This window comes from Isosphaeraceae bacterium EP7 (assembly GCA_038400315.1).
Classification (GTDB): Bacteria; Planctomycetota; Planctomycetia; order Isosphaerales; family Isosphaeraceae; genus EP7.
The window spans coordinates 1122172-1142197 of record CP151667.1; the positions used below are offsets into that span (position 1 = coordinate 1122172).

A 20026-nucleotide genomic window follows, 5' to 3' on the forward strand; every position below is an offset into this window, starting at 1 on the left:
CGGTCTTTTCGGGCCATGCTCTGGCCTGGGCCTCGACTCGCGCTGCGGTCGCGCGGGCTGGCCTTAGCCGAGATGGACCGGGGAGGCCCACATGTCCGACGATTCGAGCGTGCCTCTGGGGACGACCGGGCCCGAGCCCACGCGTCGCCAGTTCCACAAGGCGGCGGCCGCCGCGGCCATCGGGATGTTCGCGGCCCCCGCCGTGGTTCGCGGCCGGAACCTCAACGACAAGTTGAACATCGCCTGCATCGGGGTGGGCGGTCGCGGTGCGTCGAACCTGGGGGACGTGACGTCCGAGAACATCGTCGCCCTCTGCGACGTCTATGATGGGGCGGTCGCCCATGCGGCCGAGGCCCACCCCAGGGCCAAGAAGTACAAGGACTTCCGCAGGCTGTTCGACGACCTGAAGGGCTACGACGCGGTGGTGGTCAGCACGACCGAGCACACCCACGCCTTCGCGACCCTGCCTGCCTTGCAGCTGGGCAAGCACGTCTACTGCGAGAAGCCGCTGACTCACGACATCTGGGAGGCCAGGCTCATCCGCGAGGCCGCCGCCAAGGCCAAGGTGGCCACCCAGATGGGGACGCAGATCCACGCGGGCGACAACTATCGCCGCGTCGTCGAGCTGATCCAGGGGGGCGCGATCGGGGCCGTCAAGGACGTCCACGTCTGGGTCGGCCGCGCCTGGGGTCGGCAATCGCCCGAGGACGCCGAGGCCAACCACGACATCGTCTCGGTGACCGAGCGGCCGACAGGATCGACGCCCATCCCCACAGGGTTGGATTGGGACCTCTGGCTGGGGCCGGTCAAGGCTCGTCCCTTCCATGAAGTCTACTTCCCCGGGCCGAAGTGGTATCGGTGGTGGGACTTCGGCAACGGCACCATGAGCGACCTGGGGAGCCACTGGATCGACCTGCCGTTCTGGGCCTTGAAGCTGAAGGCACCCAGCACGGTCGAGGCGTTCGGGCCGCCGCCGCATCCGGAGATCGCCCCGGCGACCATGAAGGCGGTCTATGAGTACGAGGCGAAGGGCGACCAGCCCGCCACCCGCCTGACCTGGTATCAGGGCGCGATGAAGCCCGAAGCCTGGACCAGCGGGGCCATCCCCAAGTGGGACAGCGGCGTGCTGTTCGTGGGCGAGAAGGGGATGCTTGTCTCCGACTACGGCCGCAACATCCTTCTGCCAGAAAACGAGTTCCGAGACTACAAGCGGCCCGAGCCGACGATCCCCAAGTCGCTGGGCCACCACGCCGAGTGGATCCACGCCTGCAAGACCGGGTCCCCGACCACCTGCGACTTCGCATACTCGGGCTGGCTGACCGAGGCCAATCACCTGGGCAACGTGGCATATCGGGTGGGCAAGAAGCTCGAATGGGACGCCGCCGCCCTGAAGGCGACCAACGCGTCCGAAGCCGAGCCCCTGATCCGCCGCGACTACCGCGCAGGCTGGTCCCTGGGCTGAACTCAAACCGTCGGGGCGGTCGGCCGGGCTCTCGACGAGGGCCGGCCGCCCGTTCCCGGTCGGGTCTCGATCGGCTCCGCCCATTCGGGCCGAACAGGGCCGAAGGTGACGGTCGATGCGTTGTGTTTCAACCGGTCGAGTGGGCAATGGATTGCTCTGACGCGGATGTGCGAGGAGTCGCTGCGATGGACTCACCTCGAATCCCCGGGTTCGTTTCGTAATCTGGTGGCCTTTGGCACGATTGAGATGGCTTCGTTCGGCGAAAACACGGTTTTGGCAGCGTAAAAGTGGGTTCGTTTCGCAATAACCGTGTTTCAAATTGCGTATCAATTGACGGACGTTCACTGGGAAGTCGATTTTCATCAGTGAGCAGCGAATGGGAGCCTGGGAATTAAGTTGCGTCCTGTAGCGGTGCGGTCAGGCTCATCGTGACAGTCGGGGCGTTGTTCGCGGCAAGGCCGGGTTCTTTGCAGGGCTGGTTCGCATCCGGCGAGCGAGTCGTCCATTGAGATAGTCCTTTCATCCGACGATTTTCTCCCCTGTATTTTCGGATACGGGAGATTTTGTCGAAATTATTTGCCCGATCCCGGGCCGGGCGGTCTTTGGCAGATCGACCAGCGGGGATGGGCCCTGGTTTCGGAGGTGATCCGATGGCATCGTTGACGACGCGTGAACTTGGTGGTTCGGGCCTGAAGGTGGCCCCTCTGGCGTTCGGCGGGAACGTGTTCGGGTGGACGATTGACGAGGCGACTTCATTCCGATTGCTGGATCGGTTCGTGGAGGCGGGGTTCAACCTGGTGGACACGGCCGACGTCTATTCGAGGTGGAAGCCGGGGAATGAAGGGGGGGAGTCGGAGACGATCCTGGGCAACTGGTTCGCCAGGGGGGGAAATCGGGAGAAGGTGGTGCTCGCCACCAAGGTCGGGATGGAGATGGGGACGGGCAAGAAGGGGCTGTCGAGGGCGTACATCCTCGAGGCGGTCGAGAAGTCGCTCAAGCGGTTGCAGACCGACGTGATCGACGTATACCAGTCGCACAGGGACGACGCCGAGACTCCGCTGGAGGAGACGCTGGGGACGTTTGCCGAGCTGATCAAGCAGGGGAAGGTGCGGGCGATCGGCGCGTCGAACTACTCGGCCGAGCGGCTGGCCCAGGCCTTGAAGGTGAGCAAGGACAACGGGCTGCCGCGGTATGAGACGCTGCAACCGGAGTACAACCTCATCGAGCGGGCCAAGTTCGAGGCCGAATTGCAGCCGCTCTGCGTGCGAGAGAATGTCGGGGTGATCCCCTATTACTCGCTGGCGAGCGGGTTCTTGACCGGGAAGTATCGGTCGGAGGCCGACCTGTCGAAGAGCGCGGGGCGGGGCCAGAACGTCAAGAAATATCTCGATGAGCGGGGCCTTCGGATTCTGAAGGCTCTGGACACCGTGGCCGATCAGCATCGGTCGAATCCGGCGAGGGTGGCCCTGGCCTGGCTCGCCTCGCGACCTGCGATCACGGCCCCGATCGCCAGTGCGACCAGTCTCGAACAGCTCGACGACCTCATCGCGTCGGCCTCGCTGGCGTTGACTGACGCGGATGTCAAGCTCCTGGATGAGGCCAGTGCATGACGGAGTCGGGACCACGATCCCGTTCGCCGGTCCGATCGATCCGAGAATCGGGCCGGTGACGAGGGGGGGCGATGGTTACCCATCTTGCGGAGATCAGGCGTCCGGGGGACTGAGCTCGCGATCGAGGAGGGTTCGTTTGCGGTCGACGCCCCAGCGGTAGCCGGAGATGCTGCCGTCGGAGCGGACGACGCGGTGGCAGGGGATGGCCACGGCGATCCGGTTTGCCGCGACGGCCCCGGCGACCGCCCTGGTGGAAGATGGGATACCCAGTCGGGCGGCCAGCTCGGAATAGCTGACGGTCTTGCCGGCCGGGATCTCGGTCAGCGCCCGCCAGACTCGCATCTGGAAGGCCGTCCCGCGCACGTCCAGGGGTAGGTCGAAGTTGATCGACGGCGATTCGATCAGGCCGACGACGCGGGCGACGTGCTGTTCAAAGTCGGCGTCGGCCCCGACGAATGTTGCCCTGGGGAACGCGTCCTGGAGCTGGCGGACGAGGGCGTCGGGATCGTCGCCCAGGAGGATGGAGCAGACGCCGGCCTCGGTCGCTGCGACGAGGAGCGAGCCGAGCGTGCACTGGCCGACGGCGAAGCGGATGGTGGCGTCGGGGGCGCCCGTGCGGAAGTCGGTGGGGGTCATCCCGAGGATCCTCGACGAGTTTGCATAGAAGCGTCCGTTGCTATTAAAGCCCGCCCCGTAGATGGCACCGGTGATCGTCTCGCCGCCGTGCAAGGCCTCCCTGACGCGGCGGGCGCGGTGGGCCTCGGCGTAGCCCTTGGGGGTCAGCCCGGTGGCGGCCTTGAAGAGCCTGTGGAAGTGGGACGGGCTCAGGTTCGCGGCGTCGGCGAGGGTTTGCAGCGTGGGCAACGCAGACGCCTCCTCGATCAGTCGGCAGGCCGCGGCCACCGCCGACGTCCGTGCCTCGCCGGGTTCCCGATCGGGCCTGCACCGCTTGCAGGGGCGGAAGCCGGCCCGCTCGGCGTCGACTCGCGTGTCGTAAAAGCGGACGTTTTCGCGTCTGGCCTGGCGTGAGGGGCACATCGGCCTGCAATAGACGCCGGTGGTCCGCACCGAGTAGACAAAGGCCCCATCGGCCCGGGGATCGCGGCTTAAGACGGCGTTCCAGCGGGCTTCGTCCTCTTCGGTCGTGGAGGTCGCGGCGGCAGGCTTCATCGTTGAGCCTCGAGAGCGGGTGATCGTGGGGACGCGGGAGGACGGTTGACTCGTCGAGGCGGGAGATTTGCCGGTCGAGCTCGCCACGATAAGCGACGGCCGAAAAAGAGGCGCCCTGTTTCTTGCGGCCGAATCGCGATCGAGGGCAGGGCGATCGGGCGCTCGGGATCGGGGGCCTTGATCCGCGTCGTACCATGGGAGGAGTGACATCTTTTTAACGATCCCCGCGGAGTGCTCGCCTTGGACCTGAAGCAGCCGAGACGACTTGGAAAATCGGACGTCGAGATCACGCCGGTGATTTTTGGCGCCTGGGCCGTTGGGGGATGGATGTGGGGCGGGGCCGAGGAGGCCGAGTCGATCGCCGCGATTCAGGCGAGCATCGACCACGGCGTGACCACAATCGACACCGCCGCGGTTTATGGGCAGGGATACGGCGAGGAGGTGGTGGGCAAGGCCATTAAGGGACGCCGCGAGCGTGTGCAGATCGCCACCAAGTGCGGCATGCGCTGGGACACCGTCGCAGGCGGCGATGGCGGCAGCGACCCCTGGAAGACCGACGACAGGCTGGGCAATCCGGTCGAGATCCGCCGCAATTCGCGGCCCGAGAGCGTCGCTTATGAGCTAGAGCAGAGCCTGAAGCGGCTGGGCACCGACGTGATCGACCTGTACCAGGTGCACTGGCCAGACACGTCCACGCCGGTCGAGGACACGATGGCCGCGCTGCTGAAGCTGAAGGACCAGGGGAAGATCCGGGCCATCGGCGTGAGCAATTATGACGAGGTCTGGCTGAAGAAGGCGGCGGCGGTCGCGCCCGTGGCGAGCCTTCAGCCCCCTTACAGCCTGATCCAGCGCAAGATCGAGCCCAAGCTCCTGCCGTTCTGCCGCGAAAATCAGATCGGCGTGATCGTCTATTCTCCCCTGGAGCGGGGGCTGCTGACGGGCAAGGTCGGCCCCGACCGGACGTTCCCCGCGGGCGACCACCGGGCCTCGCACAAATTCTTCACGGTCGAGAACCGCCGGCTGGTGGCCGATGCGCTGGCGAAGATCCGGCCGATCGCCGATGGGCATGGTGCGAGCCTGTCTCAGGTGGTGATCAACTGGACGATCCAGGAGCCCGGCATCACGGCCGCCCTGGTGGGTGCCCGCAATGCTGAGCAGGCCGTGCAAAACGCCGGCGCGCTCGACTTTTCGCTGAGCGCCGAGGAATGCGCCACGATCCGCAAGGTGTTCGACCCTGTCTCGGCGGAAATGACCAAGGCCTGACGAGTGGGTCGATCGGATCACCGATCGCCCCGGATCCGGGCCGTCCCGACCTGCGTTTCCGACCCTCGACGACCATGAACCCGATGGCTCGACGGAGGAAGGACTCGGGCGGGGCGGTGCCGCACGACGAGTTCCATCGAGCGGGAGGCATCCATGAGGCGGATCGTCCCACATCCCGTCTGGATCGGCCACGCTGGCGACGGGCGCGAATACACCAGGCTGTACGAGGCGGGCATCCGCTCGCTCGTCCACCTGGCCGTCGAGGAACCTGCGCTCCAGGTCCCCCGTGACCTGATTTACCTGCGGGTTCCTCTAGCCGACGCGACCGAGAATCGGGGCGACTCGCTGACACTGGCGATCCGGTCGGTGTCGCAACTGCTCTCCGCACGCGTGCCGACCCTGGTGTTTTGCGCCGCGGGGATGAGCCGGTCGTCTTGCGTCGTCGCGGCGGCTCTGGCGGTGAACTCGGGGGAGCCGCCCGAAGATCGCCTGCGATTCGTGATCAGCCACGGGCCGTGCGATATCTCGCCGGGGTTGTGGAACGAGGTGACCGACCTGCTGAGGTGCTGGGAGCATCGGGTCGCGACGCACGCGGGCGGACTTTGAACGCGACGCGGGGATTTCGACCGGCGTCCGGTCCCGTGCGTTCGTGAACAGATTCGTCAGATGTCGCGGGAAAAAGGGATTGGAGGGGGCCGGTCCTGCCGATCAAGGGGGATGAGTCGGGGTCTCAGTCCGCGATGGTGCGTGAGGCCGACCCGGCCGCGATCGGTCGCAAGCGAGGGGTGGTCGGGCATGGACGTTCGAGAAATTCCGCTGGATGACGTGCTGCTCGACTCGAACTTGAACCTCCGCGACAGGCTGGATGGCGAGGCGGTGGAGCGGTATGCCGAGGCCTGGGACCGGATGCCCCCGCTGACGGTCTTCGAGGTGGACGGCGACTGGCTGCTTGCCGACGGGTTCCACCGGCATGCGGCAGCGGCCAAGATGGGGAAGAAGATGGTGCCCGCCGAGGTGCGGCAAGGGACCTTTGCCGATGCCATGGACTTCGCCGCCGGGGCCAACCTGTCCCACGGCCTGCCGCTGACGCGGGCCGAGCGGAGGCGGGCGGTCGAGGTGAAGCTGCGGATGCATCACGGGTTGTCGGACCGCAAGCTGGCCGAGGACCTGGGGGTGAGCCGCGACCTGATCGCCAGGGTACGCAAGCAACTCGTCGACGGCGGCCAGATTCCGGCCGGCGAGGGGCGGGTAGGGGCCGACGGCAAGACCTACCCGGCCTCGTTGCCCAAGGATCCGAACGAGCACCTGCCCAGGAGCACCGCGGGCGGCGGCCAGGATGACCCGCGGGACCGTGGGGCGAGGGAGGCGGATGGGGCGCCGTGGGACGACACCACAAGCCCGATGCCCGGCGCAAAAGGCCCATCCGGGGGCGCGATGACGGCCCCCTGGGATCACGAGCCGGCCAAGGCGGCGGCGCTGGCCGACCCGGTGGACGTGGCGGCACCTACCATCGAGGAGATGCTGGACATGATGGCCAAGCAGGTCGCGGAAGTCCTGTCGTGGACCGAGGCGGAAGGCTTCGACGAGGCCTACGGCACGGCTTCGGGCAAGGTCCGGAATGCATTCGGTGGTGCGGTGAAGCGGCTCGCGGGACGTGTCGAGGGCCTCGAACGCGGCGCGGCGTAGCTGACGGAGCCGCGACCTTCAGCGATTTCGATCGGCCAATCCGCGAGGACCTCGACCGAGGTCGCTTGTCTCCGGCGGCCAGGGGCGGAGAATGTCACCTGGGACCGTCGAGCGTCGCGGAGGCGGATCAGCCCATGCGCATCCTGATCGTGGACGACGAGCCGAACATCCGGCGCACCTTGCGCGTGGCCCTGGAATCGATGGGCCACGCGGTCGAGGAGGCGTCGAGCCGGATGGAGGTGCTCAGGATCCTCGACGTGGCCGACTTCGATGTCGCGTTCGTCGACCTGCGGCTCGGGGGCGACTCCGGCCTGGACTTGCTGGAACCGATGATCGCCCAGATGCCCAGGCTCGCGGTGGTCGTGATCACCGCGCACGCGGGCATCGACACGGCCATCGAGGCGATGCGTCGGGGGGCGTTCGACTACCTGCCCAAGCCGTTCACGCCCGCGCAGGTGCGGGGCTTGTTGATGAGGGTCGCGGAAGTCAGGGGCCTGCGCGACCGGCTGTCCGGGTTGCAGGAGCAGGTCCGCCAGGAGTTACCCGAGGTCGACCTCCGTGGCCGCGACGTTGAGATGGGCAGGCTGCTGACGCTGGCCAGGAAGATTGCGCAGACCGATGCAACGATTTTGATCCGTGGCGAGAACGGCACCGGCAAAGGGGTGCTCGCGAGGGCCATTCACGACTGGAGTCGGCGGGCGGGCGGTCCCCTCGTCACGGTCAGTTGCCCCAGCCTGAGCGCCGAGTTGCTGGAGAGCGACCTGTTCGGGCACGTGAAGGGGGCGTTCACGGGGGCCGTCCGCGACGCCCAGGGTAAGGTCTCGGCGGCCGAGGGGGGGACGCTCTTCCTCGACGAGATCGGCGACCTGCCGCCGTCACTCCAGCCGAAACTCCTGCGGTTCCTCCAGGAGCGGAAGTACGAGCGGGTGGGCGAAGTCAAGCCGCGGTCGGCCGACGTCCGCCTGATTGCGGCGACCAATCGCGACCTTGAGGCCGCCATCGCGGCAGGCACATTTCGAGAGGACCTGCTCTATCGGCTCAACGTCGTCGAGCTGACCCTGCCGCCGCTGAGGCGCAGGTCGGACCTTCTGGACACGGCCGACCACCTCCTGGCCTTCTTCGCGCGGCAGACCGGCCGCACCTTGACGGGCTTCACGCGTGAGGCGACCGAGGCCCTCCTGAAGCATTCATGGCCCGGGAACCTGAGGGAGCTTCGCAACGCTATCGAGCGGGCGGCCATCCTCGCCGAAGGGCCAGAGATCGGCTTGGCCGATCTGCCCGAGCGAGTCGGAGCGGTCGCCGTTGATGGGACCGCGGCGGTCGAGGTCGGCGGAGCCGTCAGCATCGAGCAGCTTGAGGTCGAGCACATCCGGCGGGTCCTGGCCACCGCCCCCAGCCTGGAGGATGCGGCCAAGGTGCTCGGCATCGACCCCAGCACCCTCTATCGCAAGCGGAAGCAATTCGGACTCTGAGCCCGAGGCCCCTTGCATTCTGCACGATCGACCTTGCGTCGTGCACGATCCTCGAACCGACTGATGCCACCGATCGATCGCCAGTAAAAGCGATAAGTCATGAGCTGATCGCAACTTAGATTTTCTGGATTCGCCTTGGCGCGGCCCTTGCTATAGGTGTCTCTCGTCGTGAGGACGACCGACGCCTACCTCAATCCGGGGGGCCTCTCGGATCGTCATCGGGCGACCAGGCTTGCATCCAGGAATCGAGGTTCGCTTATGTCGGGCTTCATCGAACTGAGGCGGTGCACTGACCACGGGATTTTTGCGATCCCTTTTCGCGACGGCATGGCGCTCCGGCCGGTGCAGCTCCCGGATGGGGCGATCGTCGAGGTGCGTCCGGACGAGGAGCTGGGCGACTCGCGCATCGAGGTCCCGAGTTGCTTCGAGGTCGGCCACGGGGGAGTTCCCGCCACGAGGCACCATGCGAGCCTCGGTCTCGTCATTGCACATCTGCCGATCTCGGGAATCTTACAATTGCTGGACGGGCGCATCGCCGCGATTTACGGGGCCGAGGTCGTCCCGATCGCCGCGAGTCACGTCTCCGTCGGCTGAGCGATGGGCCCGGTGGCCTTCCGCATGCCCGGCGATGATGGCGAGGGATTCATGCTCAGATCACTCAGGTCGAGACTTCTTCTCGGGATCGCCCCGCTGCTGGCCATCATCGTCGGGCTCGGACTCTGGGCGGTCGTCATGTTCTCGAGGCTGGGCGGGGACATCGACGTAATCTTGCGGGAAAATTATAAGAGCGTCCTGGCGGCTCAGAATATGAGAGACACGCTCGAACGCATGGATTCGGCGTTGCTGTTTGCGATCGGCGGCCAGGAGGAGGTGGCGGCATCGCAGTTTCGCGGGTCGCGGCCGGGTTTCGAGGCGAATCTTAGGTCCGAGCAGGGGAATGTCACCCTTCCCGGCGAGGAGGAGCTGGCCGAAGAAATCGCCGCGCGTTATGCCGAATACCTGGCCCTGTCCGAGGAGTTCTTCGCCATCCCGCCCGTCGAGACGGCGCGGCGCACGCGGCTCTATTTCGGCCGGATCTTGCCCGAATTCAAGCGGATCAAGGACCGCGCCGACGACGTCCTCAGGCTCAATCAGCGGAATATGGAGGACATGGACCGGCGTGCGCGGGCGTCCGCCTCGAGCGCGGTCCGGTGGATGGTGCTCGCGGTGGCCGGATCGGCGATCGTCGCAACCCTGATCGCCGTGCAGCTGAGCCGGTCGATCCTCGAGCCGATCCGGGGGGTGACGGACGCAGCCCGCTCGATGGCCCGTGGGAATCTGGAGCAGGTGGTTCCCGTCCTCTCTCGCGACGAGCTGGGAGAGCTTGCCTCGGCGTTCAACACGATGGCCCACACGATCAGGGACTTCCGGCAGGCCGGCACCGCGCGGATCCTGAGGGCCCAGAAGACGGCCCAGGCGACGATCGACTCGTTCCCCGACCCGGTGGTTGTCATCGATCCTTCGGGGTCGATCGAGCGATCCAACCCGGCCGCGCAGCGGATCCTCGGGATCTCGCCGGCCGGCGAGGGGAGCCCCTGGCTCGCGCCCCGGACCTTACGAGACCCGCTGGCCGCTGTGCTGGGGGGTGACGCCGATTATCTCCCATCGGGCGTCGAGAATGCGATCTGCATGCGGGACGACGGGCAGGAGCGATACTACCTGCCGCGGATCCTGGCGATGCGTGACGACGATGAGCCGATGGGCGCCGCGCTGGTGCTGCACGACGTGACCAAGTTCCGCCTGGTCGACCAGCTCAAGAGCGACATGGTGGCGACCGTGAGCCATGAGCTGAAGACCCCGTTGACGGGCCTTCAGATGGCGATTCATCTACTGCTGGAGGAGGCCGTCGGACCGCTCGAGCCCGGTCAGGTGGAGATGCTGCTGTCGGCGCGACAGGACACCGACCGGCTGCTTGCGATGGTCAATGATCTGCTCGACCTGACCCGGATCGAGCAGGGGAGCGTGCGGCTCGACCTGCGGCCCGTCTCGCCCGCAGACCTCGTGTCCGGGGCGGTCGGCCGGTTCGAGTCGCAGGCTCGCGACGCGGGGATCGAGCTGGCTGGCGTATGCGAGCCGGGGCTGCCCCCGGTGCCGGTCGACGTCGAACGCTTCGAGCACGTCTTCGACAACTTGATCGTCAATGCCCTGGCTCATACGAGTCGCGGGAAGTCAGTTCGCGTGTCGGCCCGGGCCGAAGGGCTATCGGTGCGATTCGAGGTGGCCGACGAAGGGGAGGGCATCCCGTCCGAGCACCTGCCGCGCATCTTCGAGCGGTTTTATCGGGTCCCAGGAGGACGCTCCGGCGGCGCGGGGCTGGGCCTGGCCATCGCCCGCGAGATCGTCATCGGGCACGGCGGGCAGATCCAGGTGAGCAGCGATCCCGGCCACGGCGCCACGTTCACGTTCCTGCTGCCGGCCGCTCGCGGTGAGGTGGCCCCGCAGCCGTTGCAGCTTGCGTCATCGAATTCGGACGCGATGACTTCGTGATGTTTGACTTCTTCCGGACCTTCGAATCGGAGCAGCCCATGATGGCCATCGCAACTTTCACGCTCGGGTTGGCCCTGTTCGGGCTCTTTTACGGGCTCGTCGAGGCTGCCGATCGGTTCTGATCGTCCCGAAAGAGTCCGTGTGTCGGGCGTGGTCGAATCAAAACAATCACTGATATTAGGGGATGAATCGTGCTGTATCTGTCCGCAGTGCTCACTCTGGCCGCGCTCGTCTACCTGAGCTACGCCATGATCCGACCCGAGCGATTCTGACCAGTTCCGAACCGGGGCCCCGGCCGGCCGGGGGCAGTCGCGTGCCGAAATGTCCGGCCAACGAAGGGGCAGGGCGGCATCTCGTCCCAGATGAGTTGTTGCATCGGCTGCCCCCGCCCGGGCGGGGCCCCGCAAGCAATTTTTCGATTCGATACGCCGATTTTGCCATGGAGAGTCTACCCGTGGAATGGCCGTTGTCCTGGCTGCATCCGACCTGGGCGTTCGCACTGCCCATCGCGTTGTCGTTCCCCCTCGGCTGGCTGATGTGGCGATCGTTGGACGTGCCCGAGGGCCGCGCAGGCCGCGGACTCGACGCCCTGCCGAAGTTCCTCTGCCGCCTGGTCGGAAGGCCATCGCCGTCGATGATGGATTGGAAGCGATATGCGTTTGCGATGCTCGCGTTCAATGCCATGCTCTTCGTCCTCTCGTTCGCGCTGCTCTCCGTCCAGGATAAGGTCGGGCCGCTGAATCCGGACGGGAAGGGGTCGCTCGCAGCCCTGGGTTACAAGGACACCGACGGTGTCCAGCATGACGGCGCCAACACGGCCTTGATCTTCAATACGGTCTGCTCGTTCGTCACCAACACCAACCTCCAGCACTACTCGGGCGAGCAGAACCTCTCGTATTTTGGCCAGCTTGGCGCGATCGTCTGGTTGATGTTCGTCACCCCGGCCTCCGGCCTCTGCGTCATGCTGGCCACGCTTCGCGGGCTGAGGGGCGATCGGGACATGGGCGACTTCTATGTCGACCTGATGCGCGGACTGGTCTTCGTGTTGGTCCCCTATAGCCTCATCGTGGCCGTGACCCTGATCGGGCTCGGCGTTCCGATGACGTTTGAAGGGGCCGCGACGGCGACCACGGTCGACGGCTCGGCGACGGGGATGCAGACCCAGACGATCGCGCGGGGACCCGTCGCGGCGCTGGTGGCGATCAAGCAGGCCGGGACGAATGGCGGCGGGTTCTTCGGACCGAATTCGGCCCACCCGTTCGAGAATCCGTCGCCCTGGAGCAATATGCTGGCGCTGGTCTCGATCATCGTCTTGCCCATGTCGTCGATCGTGATGGCTGGATTGATGCTGAAGAATATGAAGCACGCGATGGTGCTCTACGGCGTCATGCTGACATTCCTGCTGGTAGGCGTCGTCGTCGCGATCATCGCCGAGTCGCGGCCGAGCGTCTCGACCGGCGGGCTGCCGGTGGTGCAGGGGCCGAACATGGAGGGCAAGGAGGTGAGGCTCGGGCCCGTGGCCGCCGCGACCTGGGCGGCGATCACGACGGCCACATCCAACGGGTCGGTCAACAGCATGCACGACAGCCTCAACCCGATCGCGGGCGCGGTGCCCATGACGCTGATGATGCTCAACGTCGTCTTCAGCGGGATCGGCGCCGGTTTTGAGAACATGCTGATGTACATCATCGTCGCCGTGTTCATCGCGGGGCTGATGGTGGGACGCACCCCGGAGTATCTCGGCAAGAAGGTCGAGGCGAAGGAGGTGAAGCTGGCGATGGTCGCGATCCTGATCCATCCGCTCCTGATTTGCTGCGGAGTGGGCCTATTCGCCGCAACGGCCTGGGGGGCCAAAACGACGGCAAATCCCGGTGCGCACGGTTTCAGCGAGATCCTCTATGAGTTCACCTCGGCGGCCGCGAACAACGGTTCGGGCTTCGAGGGCCTGGCGGACAACAACCCCGCCTGGAACATCGCGACGGGCGTCGTTTTGCTGCTCGGCCGATTCCCCGCCCTGATCCTGCCGCTTGCCGTCGCTGGGTTCCTCTCAACGAAGAAGCGCGTGCCCCAGACCACGGGCACATTGAGGACCGACAACCTGACGTTCGCGGGAATGCTCCTGGGGACGGTTCTCCTCGTCGGTGCCCTGTCGTTCATGCCTGCGGTCGTCCTCGGCCCGATCGCCGACCAACTGTCGGTCCGGCCGTAGCGCGTCTGGTGTCGTCTCGCCAATCCCGATCCAGGACCACGCAAATTCCGAGGGATCCAATCCGATGAGCCTTGATCTCGAGGTCGGAGCGCCCACACGAGACGCCTCCGACGCCCAGGCCCTCAAGCTCCAGCGACGCGGCACGCGGGCGCTCCGCCTCTTCGAGCCGGCCCTCGTCCGGATGGCGGCCGTCCACTCGCTCAAGATGCTCGACCCCCGGGAGATGGTCCGCAACCCGGTCATGTTCCTGGTCGAGGTCGGCACCGTCCTCACCGCGATCGTCACGGTGCAGTCGATCGTCCAGGGTGCATTGATCGGGCAGATCGTCTATCAGGCGGCCTTGACGGTCCTGCTGTTCCTGACGGTCGTGTTCGCCAACTTCGCGTCGGCCCTGGCCGAGGCCCGAGGCAAGGCCCAGGCCGACAGCCTGCGGGCCACACGTGCCGATACACCGGCGCTCCGCTTGCGCTCTCAGCGGGACTTCGACGGTGAGATCGTCTCATCGACCTTACTGCGAACAGGCGACTTCGTGGCGATCGAGGCCGGCCAGGTCATCCCCACCGATGGCGAGGTCGTCGAGGGGGTCGCATCGGTCGATGAATCGGCCATCACAGGGGAGAGCGCACCGGTGATCCGCGAGGCGGGGGGCGACCATTCGGGGGTCACCGGCGGCACGCGCGTCCTCTCCGACCGGATCGTGATCCGCGTGACGGCCGAGCCGGGGCATAGCTTTCTCGACAAGATGATCGCCCTTGTGGAGGGGGCCTCGCGGCAGAAGACGCCCAACGAGATCGCGCTGACGATCGTCCTCGCTGCGTTCTCGCTCATCTTCGTGATCGTCACTGCCAGCCTCTACCCGATGGCTCGCTACTTCGGCCTGACGCTGGACATCCCGACCCTCATCGCGCTGCTGGTCTGCCTGATCCCCACGACGATCGGGGCGCTGCTCGCGGCGATCGGCATCGCGGGGATGGACCGGGCGCTCGCGGCGAACCTGATCGCCAAGAGCGGCAAGGCGGTCGAGGTCGCCGGCGACATCGACACGCTGTTGCTGGACAAGACGGGCACGATCACGATCGGCAACCGCAGGGCCACCCATTTTGTCCCCCTGGGAGGTGCCAGGGCGCTCGACGTCGCGCGGGTTGCCGGGCTGGCCTCGATGGCCGACAGCACGCCCGAGGGGAAGAGCATCCTCGACCTGGCGCGACAGCAACAGGCGGTCGTCGGCGAGGCCCCCGATGGTTCAACGTTCATTGATTTCACCGCCCAAACGCGCATGAGCGGCGTGGACCTTCCCGGCGGATCGAGCCTGCGTAAAGGCGCACCGAACACCGTTTCCAAATACGTCCAGGACATGGGAGGCGTGATCCCTGACGGTTTCCAGGCCGCCGTCGACACGATCGCCGCCCTGGGTGCCACGCCGCTGGCGGTGGCGGACGGCGACACGATCGTCGGCCTGGTGAGGCTGGAGGACATCCTCAAGCCGGGCATCCGCGACCGGTTCGCCAGGCTCAGGCAGATGGGCCTGCGCGTGGTGATGGTGACCGGCGACAACCCGCTGACGGCCAAGGCTATTGCCGAGGAGGCTGGCGTCGATGACTTCATCGCCCAGGCCACACCCGAGGCCAAGCTCGCTTACATTCGAAAGGAACAGGAGGGGGGAAAGCTCGTTGCGATGATGGGCGACGGCACCAACGATGCCCCCGCGCTGGCCCAGGCCGATATCGGCGTGGCGATGAACTCGGGGACGCAGGCCGCCAAGGAGGCCGGCAACATGGTCGACCTCGACAGCGACCCGACCAAGCTCATCGAGGTCGTGGAGATCGGCAAGCAACTGCTGATGACACGGGGGGCCCTGACGACCTTCTCGATCGCCAATGACCTGGCCAAGTATTTCGCGGTGATCCCGGCCATGTTCATCGTGGCGCTGCCCGAGTTGAAGGTGCTCGATTTGATGGGCCTGGCCACCCGCGGCGGTGCGAACTCTGCGATCCTGGCGGCGGTGATCTTCAATGCGATCATCATCCCGATGCTGATCCCGATCGCGCTGAAGGGGGTGACCTATCGCCCGGTGGGCGCCGGCGCCCTATTGCGCAGGAATCTCTTGATCTACGGGCTTGGCGGCGTGATCGCGCCGTTCATCGGCATCAAGCTCATCGACCTCACCATTGACCCGCTCCTGGCACTGGTCGGCGTCCGGTAAGTGACGGCCCGATCGACCTTTGACGAGGATTGAACGAGATGATCCGCGAGATTTTGAACGCCCTGATGGCGTGCGTCGTCACCTTCGCCCTCTGCGCCGTCGCCTACCCGGCGGCTGTCTACGCCATCGGCCACACGCTGTTTCCCGCCCAGGCCGAGGGGAGCCTGATCGTCCGCGATGGCAAGGTGGTCGGCTCTTCGCTGATTGCGCAGCCATTCGCTTCGAACAAATACTTCAGGCCTCGCCCCTCGGCGGCCGGTGCCACTGGCTACGCCGCCGACGCGGCGAGCGGCTCGAATCTGGCGACGACCAATCCGGCCCTTCGCGACCGGATCGCCCTGGAAGCTGCCCGTCAGATCGGTCACAAGTCGGGGGACGCGACCCTGAAGGGCCACCTCTCCAGGCTTGACGCTCTGCAATCCGATCCGACTCGCGAGGAGGCTGCGCAAGTGCTAGCGAAGATCCTCGAACGCTCGGCGGAGCTCGGGAAAGCGGATGGCGTCTCGGTCCCGGTCGACCTGGTGACGGCCTCGGGCGCCGGGCTCGATCCTGATATCAGCATCGAGGCTGCCCGGTATCAGGCACCGCGAGTCGCGGCCGCACGAGGCTTGTCCGTCGAGAGGATCCTGCATCGGATCGAGGCGCGGGGCGACCGCTCGGGCGCGATCTTCGGCGCGCCGCCCCGTCTCAACGTGCTCTTGCTGAACCTCGATCTTGATGAGCTCGCGGCCACAAGTCCCCCCCATCCTTGAGGCGGGGAGAGATGCGGTGATCTTGATCTTCCGACAGCGGATGAACCCGGGGAGGACGGCCGCATTTGGCCGGTGAACGATGCCCGCCGAGACCGCCCGCCCATCGCCCGAACAGTTCCTCCAGCTTATCCGTCGCCAGGAGCGCGGGCGGCTCAAGGTTTATCTGGGCTCGAATGCCGGCGTCGGCAAGACCTATGCGATGCTCCGCGAGGGGGACCGCCTGAAGAAACAAGGCGTCGACGTGGTCGTGGGGATCGTCGAGACTCACGGCCGCGCCGAGACCGCCGCGCAGATCGGCGACCTGGAGATTGTCCCCCCCAGGCAGATCGAGTACCGGGGTGTCACGCTGCGCGAGATGGACCTCGACGCAGTCCTCGCCAGGCATCCCACCATCTGCCTGGTCGACGAACTGGCCCATACGAATGCGCCGGGGAGCCGCAATCCGAAGCGTTATCGCGACGTTGAGGAACTCATCCGCGCCGGGATCCACGTCATCACGACGGTCAATATCCAGCACCTTGAGAGCCTCTACGACGAGGTGGAGCGGGTGACCGGCGTGAAGGTCAAGGAGCGGCTCCCCGACTCGGTCCTGGGAGAGGCCGATCAGATTGTGAACATTGACTTATCGGCCGAAGACCTCCTGGAGCGGATGCGGGGAGGGAAAATCTACCCGCCCGACCGCGCCGAGCGGGCCATGGAGAACTTTTTCACGTCCTCCAACCTGACGCGCCTGCGCGAGTTGACCCTGACCGAGATCGCCCACCTGATCGACCGCCGGACTCGCCGCGCCGAGGCCGACCGTGCGCCCGTCTCGGTAACCGACCGTGTGATGGTCGGCCTTTCCAGCCGCAGCCCGAACGCCCCGGCCTTGCTGCGAAAGACGGCCAGGCTGGCCGATCGCCTGAACGCCCCCTGGTACGCTGTTTATATCCAGACGCCTCGCGAGGATCCAATCCAGATTGAGGCCGCGACCCAGCGCGTCCTGTCCAAGAACATGGAACTGGCCCAGCAGCTTGGCGGTATCACGATGAATTTCCGCGGCAAGGATGTGGCCAGCACGATCGCCGCATTCGTGCGCGAATATGAGATCAAGATCGTCGTCATGGGCCGATCGCGAAAACCCTGGTATCGGCGGATCTGGGAGCGGTCGGTGCTCGATCGCGTACTCCAGCAGACCTCGGGCGTTGACGTACTCATCGTCGACGCGGCCTGGCTGCACAAGGAGTAAGAGGCGAACCGACGCGAATCAACGTCCGGAGTTGCCGGGCGGCCACGACTGTGATCGACGTGGATCTTCGACCACGCGAGCCCGACGGGAAGTCAGAACATAAAAGGGCGAAGTCGCGTGCGGTCGATCGAGCTGCGCCGTCGGTCACATTCGGCGAAGCGAACACTGGTTGCTTGCATGGCGATCGATCAGGGTTCGATCTTTGAGTCTTTCGCGATCCGGGACTCGGACCGGGGCTGCTAGGGAGCCGATTCTGCTGCCAGATCGGGATCGGTCGCGGTGGGACCGGATCCTTATCCGTCGAGGCATGCGGCCCTCGCGCGAGCCGAACAGCTTGGCGGAGCGTGGGGCTGCTACGCGCTCCAGGCCGCAATTGCCGCCTGCCAGGATCGGGCGGCCTCGCATGAGGAGACTAACCGGGTACAGATCGCGGCACTCTACGCGGCGCTTGCGCAGGTGCTTCCCTCGCCCGTTATCAAACTGAATCGCGCGGTCGCAGTCTCGATGGCGTATAGGCCGGCCGCTGCCCTCGAACTTGTCGAGATGCTGGGAACAGACCGATCCCCGGAAGGCTTTCACGTCATGTCCAGCGTGCGGGGGCGATCACTTCGCAAGGCTCGGACGCCACGCCAAGGCCAGACGCGAATTCGAGCGTGTTGCGGCGTTCACGAGCAACGCCCGAGAACGCGAGCTCATGCTGAACTGGTCCAGCGAATTCGCGGTTGCCCCGATGCCTCCCGAGGCTCTCTGAGGGGCCGAGGCCGAACGACCTGCCGGAATTGGGATACGCCCGTAGTCGATCGGGCGAATCGTCGGATTGCTGAGACGTGATCGATTTCGCGGGAGGGGATTCTGGCCGGGCCGGCTGGTGTTACATTCCACTGGATCGTGATACGATGTCGGCGGTTTTCATCAGTGATCCAGACTCGCATTCGCCGTAATGTCTGTGATTGAGGTCGTTTACATTGGGCATCGAATGAGGAACGACGGAGAAGGCCTCGGCCTGGGCTTTCCATGATCCTGAGCATCGTCCGCAAGGAATTCGTCGATCTGCTGCGAGATGGCCGATTCCGCTGGGCTTCGGCGATCGTCACGCTCCTGCTCGTGGCTTCGATGGCCGTCGGCTGGCGCGGTTGGCGTGAGGTTCGCGAGGAGCACGATCGCGCTCAGGCCGAGGCTCGCGAGCATTTCGAGGGTCAGGAGGAGAAGAACCCTCATTCCGCGGCGCACTATGGCCTTTATGTGTTCAAGCCCAAGCCGACCCTGTCCTTCTTCGATTCCGGCGTCGACCCGTATACGGGCGTCTCGGTGCATCTCGAGGCCCATCGCCGAAACGAGCTCCGGAACAAGCCCGCCCGCGATGCCACGGCCTTGCAGCGATTTGGCGAGCTGACGGCGGCGACCGTCCTCCAGCAGTTGATGCCGCTCCTGATCATCTTCCTCGCATTCCCCGCCATCGCTGGCGAGCGAGAGCAGGGGACCCTCAGGCAGCTCCTGAGTCTTGGCGTGCGGCCGTCGGTGCTCCTCGCCGGAAAGGGCCTGGGGCTGGCGGCTGCGCTCGGCCTGATCGTCCTGCCCGCGGTGGCTCTGGGGATTTTACTCCTGGCAATGGGAGGCGCCGGGTCGTCGCACACCTGGCCGGCTGCCCTCGTCCTGGCGGCGGGCTATCTGCTGTATCTGGGCATCTTCCTCGCCGTCTCGCTGCTCGTGTCCGCCCATGCACGGTCGTCGCGTGCCGCATTGATCACGCTCCTCGGATTCTGGATCATCAATGCGATGCTCGCGCCTCGGTTGGCGACGGATCTCGCCCGTGGTGCCGTCTCGACCCCCTCGTCCGTCGAGTTCTCCGCCGCCATCCAGCGCGACATCAAGGGGGGAATTGACGGGCACAATTCCGAGGATAAGCGGCTGGATACGCTCAGAAGAGAGCAGATGCAGAAGCATGGCATCGACACGGTCGAGGAGCTTCCGATCAACTTCCAGGGGGTGGCGTTGCAGGCGAGCGAGGAGCATGGCAACACAGTCTTCGATCGACACTATGGCACGCTCTGGAATTCCTTCGGGCGACAGGACTCGATCCGGAAGGGGCTCGGGCTCGTCTTCCCGACGCTGGCGATCCGCGAGCTTTCCATGGCGCTGGCAGGGACCGACAACGCACACGCACGCCACTTCGCCGATTCCGCCGAGTCCTACCGCCGCGACCTGGTCCGAACGCTGAATCGGGACCTGGAGGCCAACGGCGCCGACCTGGGCCTGATGTATCAGGCCGGCCCGGAACTGTGGAAGAGCATGCCCCAATATCGGTATCAGCCGCGTGGCCTGGCCGAGACACTGGCGACCCAGTCGCTCGCCTGGGTGTCGTTAATCGCCTGGTTGATCGGATCCACGCTGCTCGTTCGCCGATCGACCCGTACGCTCAGGGCCGACTGATTTTCCCACCGGAAG

16 protein-coding genes are annotated in these 20026 nt (G+C 65.9%); 15 read left to right on the top strand and 1 reads right to left on the bottom strand.

Annotated features, from left to right (window positions below; genetic code table 11):
• Nucleotides 1-91: 91 nt before the first annotated feature.
• Together EP7_RS04485 and EP7_RS04490 are read left to right on the top strand one after the other, a co-directional pair.
• Nucleotides 92-1462 carry a Gfo/Idh/MocA family protein gene (locus EP7_RS04485; protein ID WP_463526394.1) on the top strand — a complete coding sequence of 457 codons (1371 nt, stop codon included), beginning with the start codon at nucleotides 92-94 and terminating at the stop codon, nucleotides 1460-1462.
• Between the two features lie 659 nt (nucleotides 1463-2121).
• Complete coding sequence (locus tag EP7_RS04490; RefSeq protein WP_463528367.1) at nucleotides 2122-3072, top strand: aldo/keto reductase; 951 nt, start codon at nucleotides 2122-2124, stop codon at nucleotides 3070-3072.
• Between the two features lie 93 nt (nucleotides 3073-3165).
• On the opposite strand, the gene ada is transcribed toward EP7_RS04490, so the two are convergent.
• Nucleotides 3166-4242, bottom strand: coding sequence for a bifunctional DNA-binding transcriptional regulator/O6-methylguanine-DNA methyltransferase Ada (ada, locus tag EP7_RS04495; protein ID WP_463526396.1), 1077 nt, complete (start codon nucleotides 4240-4242; stop codon nucleotides 3166-3168).
• 240 nt (nucleotides 4243-4482) lie between these two features.
• On the opposite strand from ada, the gene EP7_RS04500 reads away from it, so the two are divergent.
• From EP7_RS04500 to EP7_RS04560, 13 genes are all read left to right on the top strand, one after another.
• Nucleotides 4483-5505, top strand: coding sequence for an aldo/keto reductase (locus EP7_RS04500; RefSeq protein WP_463526397.1), 1023 nt, complete (start codon nucleotides 4483-4485; stop codon nucleotides 5503-5505).
• Nucleotides 5506-5658: 153 nt separating this feature from the next.
• Nucleotides 5659-6111: a dual specificity protein phosphatase family protein gene (locus tag EP7_RS04505; protein WP_463526398.1), complete on the top strand. Its 453-nt coding sequence runs from the start codon at nucleotides 5659-5661 to the stop codon at nucleotides 6109-6111.
• 189 nt (nucleotides 6112-6300) lie between these two features.
• The gene (locus tag EP7_RS04510; protein ID WP_463526399.1) at nucleotides 6301-7191 is read left to right on the top strand and encodes a ParB/RepB/Spo0J family partition protein; all 891 of its coding nucleotides are present in this window, start codon (nucleotides 6301-6303) and stop codon (nucleotides 7189-7191) included.
• 134 nt (nucleotides 7192-7325) lie between these two features.
• Complete coding sequence (locus tag EP7_RS04515) at nucleotides 7326-8663, top strand: sigma-54-dependent transcriptional regulator (RefSeq protein WP_463526400.1); 1338 nt, start codon at nucleotides 7326-7328, stop codon at nucleotides 8661-8663.
• Nucleotides 8664-8921: 258 nt separating this feature from the next.
• Nucleotides 8922-9257 carry a hypothetical protein gene (locus tag EP7_RS04520; RefSeq protein ID WP_463526401.1) on the top strand — a complete coding sequence of 112 codons (336 nt, stop codon included), beginning with the start codon at nucleotides 8922-8924 and terminating at the stop codon, nucleotides 9255-9257.
• Nucleotides 9258-9308: 51 nt separating this feature from the next.
• Entirely contained in the window at nucleotides 9309-11189 is a 1881-nt protein-coding gene (locus tag EP7_RS04525; RefSeq protein ID WP_463526403.1) for an ATP-binding protein, read from the top strand.
• Nucleotides 11189-11311: a hypothetical protein gene (locus EP7_RS04530; protein WP_463526404.1), complete on the top strand. Its 123-nt coding sequence runs from the start codon at nucleotides 11189-11191 to the stop codon at nucleotides 11309-11311. Before EP7_RS04525 ends, EP7_RS04530 begins: the two co-directional genes overlap by 1 nt.
• A 69-nt stretch (nucleotides 11312-11380) precedes the next feature.
• Complete coding sequence (locus tag EP7_RS04535; RefSeq protein WP_463528368.1) at nucleotides 11381-11461, top strand: potassium-transporting ATPase subunit F; 81 nt, start codon at nucleotides 11381-11383, stop codon at nucleotides 11459-11461.
• A gap of 182 nt (nucleotides 11462-11643) precedes the next feature.
• Nucleotides 11644-13398: a potassium-transporting ATPase subunit KdpA gene (gene kdpA / locus EP7_RS04540; RefSeq protein ID WP_463526405.1), complete on the top strand. Its 1755-nt coding sequence runs from the start codon at nucleotides 11644-11646 to the stop codon at nucleotides 13396-13398.
• 64 nt (nucleotides 13399-13462) lie between these two features.
• Nucleotides 13463-15601 carry a potassium-transporting ATPase subunit KdpB gene (gene kdpB / locus EP7_RS04545; RefSeq protein WP_463526406.1) on the top strand — a complete coding sequence of 713 codons (2139 nt, stop codon included), beginning with the start codon at nucleotides 13463-13465 and terminating at the stop codon, nucleotides 15599-15601.
• A 38-nt stretch (nucleotides 15602-15639) separates the two neighbouring features.
• Nucleotides 15640-16353, top strand: a complete 714-nt coding sequence (locus tag EP7_RS04550) for a potassium-transporting ATPase subunit C (protein WP_463526407.1) — start codon at nucleotides 15640-15642, stop codon at nucleotides 16351-16353.
• Nucleotides 16354-16432: 79 nt separating this feature from the next.
• Nucleotides 16433-17581 (top strand): sensor protein KdpD, encoded by a 1149-nt coding sequence (locus EP7_RS04555; protein WP_463526408.1) that lies wholly within the window; start codon nucleotides 16433-16435, stop codon nucleotides 17579-17581.
• A gap of 1014 nt (nucleotides 17582-18595) precedes the next feature.
• On the top strand, nucleotides 18596-20011 hold the full coding sequence (locus EP7_RS04560) for a DUF3526 domain-containing protein (RefSeq protein WP_463526409.1): 1416 nt from the start codon (nucleotides 18596-18598) through the stop codon (nucleotides 20009-20011).
• Nucleotides 20012-20026 lie beyond the last annotated feature (15 nt).